Raw genomic sequence first — 8,846 nt, 5'->3', positions numbered from 1 at the left:
GCGGGCGGAGCGGGCGGAGCGGGCGGAGCGGGCGGAGCGGGCGGAGCGGGCGGAGCGGGCGGAGCGGGCGGAGCGGGCGGAGCGGGCGGAGCGGGCGGAGCGGGCGTGGCGGACGGTGTTGGTGGCGAGTTCAGTGACGACGAGCAGGGAGGCGTCCAGGATGGCTGCTCCAGCAGGGACGCCCCAGGCGGTGAGGACCGTGTGGCTGGTGCGCGCGGACAGGCGGATCATCGCCACCTCCACGGCCATGCTCAGGGTGTAGGCGCCTCCCCTGGATTCGGGCGGGACTCCGGCCGGGGGCGTCGGCTGGGGGTCAGGTTCTGGATGGCGGCGCACGCCCCGCCGGCGGTGGGTCACCGCTGTCCCTGCCCGGCGTCCTGAACGACGCCCTTCACATGGCGCCGGGCGTAGCCGATGGCGTCGGGGGTCGCGGCGAAGACCCGGCGCTCGGCGTACAGGGCGTCGAGGACGCCGAGGGCGTCCAGCGTCTTCAGGTGGTCCTCGCGCGCGCCGGAGACCAGGACGAGGATGCCGCGCCGCTCCAGTTTGGCGATGGCGTCTCGGAGCACGAGGGCGCCGGTGGCGTCGATGGTGCTGACCCGGGACAGGCGCAGGATGACGGCCTTGACGTCGGTGGTCTCGGCGAGTTCGAGCAGGAAGCGGTGCGCGCCGGCGAAGACGACGGGACCGTCGATGCGGTAGGCGACGATGTGCTCGGCGAGAAGTGCCTGTTCCTCGGCGTGGTGGTCGGCCGGGGGCAGGCCCTCGTGCAACGGCACCCTGGTGAGGGCGGCGGAGCGGGCGACCTGGCGCAGGGCCAGCGCGCCGGCCACCAGCAGGCCGACGATGACGGCGGTGACCAGGTCGAAGGCCAGCGTCGCGCCCGCGGTCAGGACCAGGATCGCGGCCTCGCCCCGCCCTGCGCGGGCCAGCGCCCGCAGCGAGGCGACCTCGACCATGCGCACGGCGGTGGCGATCAGCACCCCGGCGAGCGCGGCCAGCGGGATGCCCGCCACCAGCGGGGCGGCGGCGAACACCACCACGGCCAGCACGGCCGCGTGGACGAGTGCGGCGAGGCGGGAGGCGGCACCGGAGCGGACGTTGACGGCGGTACGGGCGATCGCGCCTGTCGCGGCAACGCCGCCGAACAACGGGGCGAGCAGGTTGGCGATGCCCTGGCCGAACAGTTCGCGGTCACTGTCGTGGCGCTCCGAAACGCTCATCGCGTCCGCCGCTGTGGCCGACATCAGCGACTCCAACGCCGCAAGGGCGGCCACGGCCAGCGCGGCAGTGGCCAGATGCGGGATCTCACCGAGATCGAGGAAGTCGAGCGAGGGCGCGGGCAGCCCGGCGGGCAGGTGCCCGATCGTGGCCGCATCCAGGCCGGCCATCCCCGTGACCAGGGTGGCGGCGACGACCGCCAGCAGCGAGAACGGGATGCCCGGACGCAGCCGGGCACCGATCAGCATCACCGCCGCCACCCCGGCCGCCAGGGCGAGCGCGGCCGGGTGCGGGGTTCGCGCGAAGGCGGCGACCGCGTCCGCGGCGGCGGCCACGACGTTCTCCGTGCCTGAGGGCTGTACACCGAGCGCGGCGGGCACCTGCTGCAGGCCGATCACGCCCGCGATGCCCAAGGTGAAACCTTCCACCACCGGGGCGGGCACGTAGGCCATGAACCGGCCGGCCCCGCCGAGCGCGGCAGCGACCAGCAGCACACCGGACATCAGCCCGACCGTCAGAACCCCGGCGGTGCCGTACTGGTGGACGATCGGGACCAGGACGACGGTCATCGCCCCGGTCGGCCCGCTCACCTGCAGGTTGGAACCACCGAAGAACGCGGCCAGCGCGCCGGCCACCACCGCGGTGGCGAGTCCGGCCTCGGCCCCCGCGCCGGAGGCCACGCCGAACCCGAGCGCCAACGGCAGCGCGACGACCGCCACCGTCAGCCCTGCCAGCAGGTCCTTGCGCGGCGAGCGGCCCATCGTCGCCATCGTCGTCCGGTTCGGCAGTACCGCGCGCAGCCGCGCCCCCACTCGCCGGGCGAAGACCGTGAACGCGGGAGAGAACGCGATGTTGTCGGAAGTCCCGCTCATGCCCGGTGCGCCTGCTGTTCCGGCTCGCGCAACTCGGCGAGAAGCGTTCCCTGGTCGGTGATCATCTCGGTGAGGATCCGCCGGGCGGCACGCAGCAGGTCGGCCACATCCGGGGTACTCAGCGCGTAGACCACGGTGTTGCCCTCCCGGGTCGCCGTCACCAGCTGGGTCCGGCGCAGCACGGCGAGCTGCTGGGAGAGGCTGGAGGGCTCGACCTCGATGGCGGCCAGCAGTTCGCGCACCGGGAGCGGCCCGTCCTGGAGCAGCTCCAGGACCCTGATCCGGACCGGGTGGCCGAGGGTGCGGAAGAACTCCGCCTTCGCTTGGTACAGCGGGACCGCCATCGCTCAGTCCTCTTCCGTTTCGTCCATGGTGTGCTCCACCGTGATGCCGTGGTGTGCGGCGATCCGCAGCAACTGCGTGATCCGGCCCGCATACGCCTGGGTCCCGTCCTCGTCGTCGGCCTCCCTCGCCGACGCGCGCAGCCGCCGGGCCTCGGCCAGCTGCTCACGCAGCTCCTCGTCGAACACGTCGCTCATCGCCACCCTCCCCAGGCCGGCCACCACCGCAGCCGACCGCGTCGAACCTCTCCATACAAGAATGCAGCATCTATGAACATGAAGAATTCTTCAACTTGCGATCGAGGCAAGTCGTGCCCGGCATGTGGCGAGCAGGTCACGACCGGTTGCGGTCACTCCCGCGTCCAGCCGCGACGACATCCCTCGCAGCGGGGCCGCTCGGCCAGGAACTCGGCCTTCGCCGCCGACGGCACTGCGGTACTCCACACTCCCCCGCCTCCCTCCCCGCAGCGCGGAGCAGCGCGGAGCAGCGCGGTGCGGGGCTGGGTCAGCCGACTGTCACAACGGAGACGGCGATCGCCCTGACCAGGTCGGAGTCGTCGGGCAGCGGTCGGTGGAGCTCGGCGTCGGTCCGCAGGATGTTCGCCAGGACGACGGCGTCCTGGCGGTCGGACTTCTTGCGGGATGCGGCGTGCCGGTCACGACAGCGGGCGACCGCCATCGGGTTGATCGCGTAGACCCGCCGGCCGGAAGCGCGCAGGCAGGCGACCAGCAGCCCCCGGGAGGTCTCGATCGCGATCGGGATCGGAGTCTCTGGGCTGTCACCGTGCTCGGCGAGCAGTCGCAACAGGTCCTGGAAGCCCGCGGCGTCGTCGCCGATCCGGAGCTTGCCGAGCAGGCGGGCGTCGGAGTCGACCGCGATGTCGTGATGGTCCTCGGCCCAGTCGATTCCGCAGGTCACGTCCGACATGTGCTCCCTCTCGGCGGTTGCCGTCCGTCGGCATCGAGCCGCGGCGGGGACGACCCGGCGACCTAAGACCTTGTCAACGGCTCCACCAGATCCCACAAACCGTCAGGAACAATCCAACCCCACCCACCACTCCCCATGACCGGTCCGACGACTCAGCTACCACGTAGGACACGTTGTAAGGGCGCCGGGTTCAGTACAGCCGCTTGCGGCCCCACCAGAATATGAACACCGCGACGGCGACCGTGAGGGCCAGGAGGATCGCGGACCCGGTCCAGAGCATGGGTGACAACTCCGAGGGGGGCAGGTAGTCCACCGACCAACCGACGATGTCATTCCTGGCCAGGCACTCGTTGATCACCCGCTGGGTCTCCATGGCACAGGTGCCGTGGGCGAGGAGCTCTCCCGCGCCGGTGAGGTAGGACTGGTGCATGTCGTAGGCGCCCTCGGGCAGGTTCGGGAACGTGCCGTTGCCGACGCCGTCACGCATGGTGACCGTCACCAGGTGGCCGAGATCCAGCCAGCGAGAGGCCCAGACGAGCTGTACCGCGACGGCGAAGCCGAAGGTGACCACCATGGAAAGGAGGGTGCGGCGCAGGACCATGCCGATCGCCACGCCTCCGACCATCGTGAACAGGGTGAGTGCCACCGGCGCCGGGCCCGTGGCGCTGCCCGCCAGCCAGTAGAGGGCCTTGTTCTCCTTGCTGACCGGTCCCCACCACCAGCCGAAGGCGGCGGAGAGCGCCGAGGTGCACATCGTGACCACGAGTACGGCCATGCCGAGCTTCCTGGCGAGCCAGGAGCTGCGGCTCACCGCCTGCGATGTGACGAGCTTTCCGGTGCCGTGCTCCAAGTCGTTCGCGATCAGCGGAGCGCCTAGGAAGACGCCGACCAGGACGGGCATGAGGAGGCCGAGCAGGGACGAGGTGGTGGACAGGCGGGAGTCGTATGTCTCGAAGCCGGCCGACCAGTTCGGCGACGTCGGGGTGGGCCAGCCGATCCCGCTGAGGTACTCCATCATGCTCGCGCGCTGGTAGGCGAAGCACGCGATGCCCGTGGCGGTGACGGCGAGCCCGGTCCAGAACGCGGCTCGGTGCTGGCGCCAGACCAGCCAGGTCAGGCCGCTGAGAAGCGGGCCGCGGCGGGCGGGCGCGGGGGAGGTGGTCAGGGTGCTCATGCTGCCGCCGTGTTCGGGTCGATCCGGGCGCTGGGGCTGATCAGGGGTGGCGTGTCGGGAGAGCGGAGGTAGGCGAGGAGGACCTCTTCGAGGGTGGGGGTGTCGGCCTGCCAGGTGCCGACGAGGGGTCCGTCGGGTCGCACGAGCGCGGTGACCTGCGGACCGCTGGCGCGGGATTCGACGACCGTGTGCCGAGCGAGGTCCTGGTGGACGCCTGCACCCGTGCGGGCCCCGGTGAGCAGGGTGTGGGCGGCGAGGAGCGCGTCGACCTCGCCGGCCAGGCGGACACCACCCGAGGCGATGACGATGAGGTAGTCGCAGATGTCCTCCAGGTCGGCGAGCAGGTGGGAGGAAATCAGCACGGTGGTGCCGTGCTCGGCGGCCTCGGCCGTGAGGACGGACATGAGCTCGTGGCGTACCAGCGGGTCGAGGTCCGACATCGGCTCGTCGAGGACGAGCAGGTCGGGACGTCTGCCGAAGGCGAGGGCGAAGGCCACCCGGGTGCGCTGGCCACCGGAGAGAGTGCTGATCCGCGCGGTGAACGGCACATCGCCGGAACGGACGATCTCCTCGGCGGTCTTCTGGTCCCAGCGGGGGTTCAGCTCCCGGCCCACTCGCAGGATCTCGGCGACGGTGAACCGCCGGAACAGCGGCTTCTCCTGGGCGAGGAAGGCGGTCCGCCGGTTCGCCTCCGTGGACCCCGGGGCCGCGCCGAACACCCGGACGGTGCCGGTTGTCGGCTTCAACAGGTTCACCGCCATCCCCATCAACGTGGTCTTGCCCGCGCCGTTCGCGCCGACGAGCCCGCAGACCCGACCGGCCGGCAGCCGGAACGAGCAGTCCTTGAGCGCCCAGCCGCGCCGGTACCGCTTTCCGAGGCCGTGCGCCTCGATCGCGGATTCCTCCGCGAACCCCCCATGACCCATGACCGTACTCACGTGAGCTCCTTGCGTTCGCTGTGGTGATTGCTGCCGGTGGTCGCCGCGCTGTCGACGTACTGCTCCTCCGGACATGCGCGGCCGGGGCGGTCACGTCGTCCCGCTTCGGGAGCTGCCGCGCGGGACCGGTCCGTCCACCCCACCGGCTCGCCATCCGGCCCGGCGGGCGCGTTCTGCGGGTGCTGTGCCCGGAGCTGCCGCTCCGGGCACAGCACCGTCGTCAGCAGGCCTGGGCGGCTGCTTCCGCGTCGGAGTTCTTGATGCCGAGATTGGCGTAGGCGACGGGGTTGGCGTACTCCCAGACCTTGGTGACCTTGGCGTCCTGGATTTCGACGCGGAAGATGTACACGTTGCGGTAGACGAGCTGTTCGGCGGTGGACAGGATGTCGCCGTTGGCCTGCAGGAAGACCGACTTGGCATCCTCGCTGACGGTGTAGACCTTGTCGAGGAAGGCGATGCGGTCGAACTTCGCGGCGACGGACTCGATGTAGCCCATCACGTGCTCCTGACCGTCGAAGACGTACCAGGGTGCGGGCGTACCCTCGATCGACAGCGGGATGGTGATGTTGGCGTGGGGTGCGAGTAGGGCGCGCACACCCTGCGGGTCGCGGCCCTCGAAGGCGGCGAAGAAGGCCTTGGCGGTATCCAGGGCGCTCTCGTGGTTCGTGGTCATGGTGATGCTCCATAAGGTCGGCGGCCTGCAGGGCCACACGCGGGTGGTGGTGCGCGTTGTCACCGGGGGACGGGCTCACGGCGGGTGCCCGCTCGACGGAGCGGCATGCCGTCTCGAATCCGAGCCCCTTTGTTCGTCTCCGTCATCACGGCGGTGGCGATGTCCTCAACCTTCACCGACCAGCGCGGATCGAGGGAGAGCCCCGGTCAGCGGGGGGTCCGGCAGTACCAGGCTGCGGCCGGGCCGGTAGCGGACACTAAGGGGGTGACTCAGGACAACAAGGCACTCGGCACAGCTCTGCGCCAATGGCGCGACCGGACGAGCCCCCAGGAGGCAGGGCTCCCGACCGGCGGTGTCAGGCGCGCCCCAGGACTGCGCCGCGAGGAGCTGGCCCAGCTCTCGGGGCTCTCCGTCGACTATGTCGTGCGCCTGGAGCGGGGCCGCGCCACCTCGCCGTCTCCCCAGGTCCTCGCCTCGCTCTCGCGAGCCCTGCAGCTGTCGCAGGCCGAGCGGGATCACCTGTTCCTCCTCGGCGGGCAGGTCGCTCCCACCGCCGGGCAGATATCCCAGCACATTCCGCCCACTGTCCGGCGGTTGCTGGACCAACTGCGCGGCACTCCCTTCAGCGTCCACGACGCGGCGTGGAACCTCATCACGTGGAACCCGTTGTGGGCGGTGCTGGTCGGCGATCCCTCCACGTCGCGCGGCCGTGAGCGCAATGTCGCGTGGCGCCACTTCACCCACCTGCCCACCCGGGTCACCCACACCCCCGAGGAGAAGACCCGGTTCGAGACCGCGATGGTCTCCGACCTGCGTACCTCCAGCGCCCGCTATCCCGCGGACGGGGAGCTGGGGTCACTGATCGCCGACCTACGGCGTGAGAGCGGGCGCTTCGACGAGTTGTGGCGCTCCCACAGCGTGGGCTTCCACACCGCCGACAGCAAGACCATCCACCATCCCGCGCTCGGTACCGTCACCGTGGATTGCGACACACTGACCGTCCCCGGTAGCGACCTGCGGATCGCGTTCTTCACCGCGCCCTCGGGTACGTCAGCCGCCGAGCAGTTCGCCCTTCTCTCGACCATCGGCACCCAGGCCGTCGCAGCCGTCGCCCACGGCCCTGGCCAGTAACCCTGGCGCCTGGCCGGGCGCGACCGGGCCTGAAGGGTGTCTTTACGCCCACACAACGGCTGAGCAGCGGCTGTCCAAGCAACCAGTTCCCGGGCATGATCGCTGACCGTGGGTCATCACGCCGACGCAGCCGCCGGACGTAGCGATCGAGTGCCCTTCGACGGGCGGCCGCGGGCCCACGGCCGGCCTCCGGGACGCGCCTCTCCACCACCTCGCCCAGTGGTCTCACCGTCACCCAGGACCAACTCCTGCGTCTCATCCGGGGCTCCGCCGAGGACCCGGCGTCCTTCGCCGTCATCCAGCACGCGGAGACCCAGGAGATCGCCCGTCGCTTGGACGGGCTCGACCGGGACGCCGTGATGCCCGATGCGACAGGCCATGCGAAGCCCCAGCCGGAAGCCCTCATCCACAACTCCGCCGCCACCCTCGGCGCACTCGACGCGGTGTACGCCGACGCCGCCGTCGACCACGCGGACGCCGAGAAGTCGACCGCGGATTGGCAGGCGAAGATGAACTACCACCTGCTCGGCACGCCCGCGAACCTGATTCCGGGAGTGGGTAACCTCGCGCAGCGCTACGTCGACATCGGGACCGCCGCGTACGCGGACGGCGTCAAGTCGAAGATCGACACGGGGCTCAAGGACAATCTGAGCTCCCACTTCTCGGCAGGGCGGCAGCAGTTGGACGCGATGGTCAACTACAAGATGGTCATGTCCGGATACGACGGCAAGACCCTGGACCTCGACGGCGGCATCCCCCAGCAGCTGCAGGCGAACGCGGGTACCGTCTACGACGTCGGGATCAACAACACCTATCGCGCCGTCTTCGGCAGGTCGTGAGGACCGTGGGAACTGGAAACAAGAGCGGGCCTCCCGACGACAACGCAGGGCCGGCCGGCAAGGTCGGTGCCGCGCTGAATCGGCGCGGGTTCACCACACTGAGGCTGCGGATTCGGCTGGCGGTGGTGCTGTTGGCATTCTCCCTCGTCCCGGTCGGAGCGGTGGGCTTCGTGCTGTACCGGCTGACGAACCTCGGAGGCCCGGACAGCGTCTGCGACGGGGCCGTCACCGCGGACGAGGTGCACGATCTCCTGGGGTCCGGGCGGATCAGCGAGGACAAGGGACGCTACTCGGCGACGAAGGACTTCACCGGGAACAGCTGCTCCGCCACGGTCCGATCCGGCCTGTTCGAGACTTCCGAGAAGGTCGTACAGTTCAACATCGTCCTTAACACCGGCGACGGCCCGGGCACGTTGGCCGCATCGGATGCCCGGCTGTTCTCCGGCGACGCGGCCGGCTCGGTGACCCCTGACGCCGCGTGGGCCGTGCTCCCGGAGGGGTGCCAGAAGGGCGTACGCACCGAGGTGTTCACCAGCGAGAAGGGCCATGACGAGGCCAGGGCTCGCATGGCTGTGGCCTTCGCCAACGGGGTGGCCAAGGCGCGCTCGTGCGCCGACCGAAAGCTGCCGCTACCGAAGAACCTGCCGACGAAGGGGGTCGAGAGACAACCGGACTGGGCCAACCTCTGCGGCCTGCCCGGGTTCGCACCCGCGAAGAACCCCGAGGCGC

At 70.6% G+C, this 8,846-nt stretch carries 9 protein-coding genes and 2 pseudogenes; 3 read left to right on the top strand and 8 right to left on the bottom strand.

All coding sequences use genetic code 11. The features are described 5' to 3' along the window. From AB0D10_RS45230 to AB0D10_RS45195, 8 genes and pseudogenes are all read right to left on the bottom strand, one after another. Positions 1–249, bottom strand: a pseudogene (locus AB0D10_RS45230) (hypothetical protein); the annotation flags it as partial. Positions 250–353: 104 nt separating this feature from the next. Beyond that, positions 354–2,093: a SulP family inorganic anion transporter gene (locus AB0D10_RS45225; protein WP_360268638.1), complete on the bottom strand. Its 1,740-nt coding sequence runs from the start codon at positions 2,091–2,093 to the stop codon at positions 354–356. Next, on the bottom strand, positions 2,090–2,437 hold the full coding sequence (locus AB0D10_RS45220; protein ID WP_360268636.1) for a metalloregulator ArsR/SmtB family transcription factor: 348 nt from the start codon (positions 2,435–2,437) through the stop codon (positions 2,090–2,092). The genes AB0D10_RS45225 and AB0D10_RS45220 overlap by 4 nt, the downstream gene beginning before the upstream one ends. Before the next feature lie 3 nt (positions 2,438–2,440). Beyond that, positions 2,441–2,632, bottom strand: a complete 192-nt coding sequence (locus tag AB0D10_RS45215) for a hypothetical protein (RefSeq protein ID WP_360268633.1) — start codon at positions 2,630–2,632, stop codon at positions 2,441–2,443. Positions 2,633–2,960: 328 nt separating this feature from the next. Further along, a pseudogene (locus AB0D10_RS45210) lies at positions 2,961–3,362 on the bottom strand (transposase); the annotation flags it as partial. A gap of 190 nt (positions 3,363–3,552) precedes the next feature. After that, the gene (locus AB0D10_RS45205) at positions 3,553–4,536 is read right to left on the bottom strand and encodes an ABC transporter (protein ID WP_360268630.1); all 984 of its coding nucleotides are present in this window, start codon (positions 4,534–4,536) and stop codon (positions 3,553–3,555) included. Further along, on the bottom strand, positions 4,533–5,462 hold the full coding sequence (locus tag AB0D10_RS45200) for an ABC transporter ATP-binding protein (protein ID WP_360268647.1): 930 nt from the start codon (positions 5,460–5,462) through the stop codon (positions 4,533–4,535). The genes AB0D10_RS45205 and AB0D10_RS45200 overlap by 4 nt, the downstream gene beginning before the upstream one ends. 232 nt (positions 5,463–5,694) lie before the next feature. Further along, on the bottom strand, positions 5,695–6,147 hold the full coding sequence (locus AB0D10_RS45195; RefSeq protein WP_360268627.1) for a nuclear transport factor 2 family protein: 453 nt from the start codon (positions 6,145–6,147) through the stop codon (positions 5,695–5,697). A gap of 264 nt (positions 6,148–6,411) precedes the next feature. Between AB0D10_RS45195 and AB0D10_RS45190 the strand changes: the two genes are divergently transcribed. The 3 genes from AB0D10_RS45190 to AB0D10_RS45180 all read left to right on the top strand — a co-directional run. Continuing rightward, positions 6,412–7,278 carry a helix-turn-helix transcriptional regulator gene (locus AB0D10_RS45190; RefSeq protein WP_360268625.1) on the top strand — a complete coding sequence of 289 codons (867 nt, stop codon included), beginning with the start codon at positions 6,412–6,414 and terminating at the stop codon, positions 7,276–7,278. 359 nt (positions 7,279–7,637) lie between these two features. After that, positions 7,638–8,117: a hypothetical protein gene (locus tag AB0D10_RS45185; RefSeq protein ID WP_360268623.1), complete on the top strand. Its 480-nt coding sequence runs from the start codon at positions 7,638–7,640 to the stop codon at positions 8,115–8,117. A gap of 131 nt (positions 8,118–8,248) precedes the next feature. After that, a partial coding sequence (locus AB0D10_RS45180) for a hypothetical protein (RefSeq protein ID WP_360268622.1) occupies positions 8,249–8,846 on the top strand: 598 nt, incomplete at its 3' end.

Origin of the sequence: Kitasatospora sp. NPDC048545 (assembly GCF_040651155.1) — a bacterium.
Lineage (GTDB): Bacteria > Actinomycetota > Actinomycetes > Streptomycetales > Streptomycetaceae > Kitasatospora.
Note: the sequence above shows the minus strand (reverse complement) of the source record. Positions and strands in the feature narration are given on the sequence as shown.

Bases quoted from the DNA above. Each gene is read 5' to 3' on its own strand.
- AB0D10_RS45225 (WP_360268638.1), bottom strand. From the start codon at position 2,093: ATGAGCGGGACTTCCGACAACATCGCGTTCTCTCCCGCGTTCACGGTC.
- AB0D10_RS45220 (WP_360268636.1), bottom strand. From the start codon at position 2,437: ATGGCGGTCCCGCTGTACCAAGCGAAGGCGGAGTTCTTCCGCACCCTC.
- AB0D10_RS45215 (WP_360268633.1), bottom strand. From the start codon at position 2,632: ATGAGCGACGTGTTCGACGAGGAGCTGCGTGAGCAGCTGGCCGAGGCC.
- AB0D10_RS45205 (WP_360268630.1), bottom strand. From the start codon at position 4,536: ATGAGCACCCTGACCACCTCCCCCGCGCCCGCCCGCCGCGGCCCGCTT.
- AB0D10_RS45200 (WP_360268647.1), bottom strand. From the start codon at position 5,462: ATGGGTCATGGGGGGTTCGCGGAGGAATCCGCGATCGAGGCGCACGGC.
- AB0D10_RS45195 (WP_360268627.1), bottom strand. From the start codon at position 6,147: ATGACCACGAACCACGAGAGCGCCCTGGATACCGCCAAGGCCTTCTTC.
- AB0D10_RS45185 (WP_360268623.1), top strand. From the start codon at position 7,638: ATGCCCGATGCGACAGGCCATGCGAAGCCCCAGCCGGAAGCCCTCATC.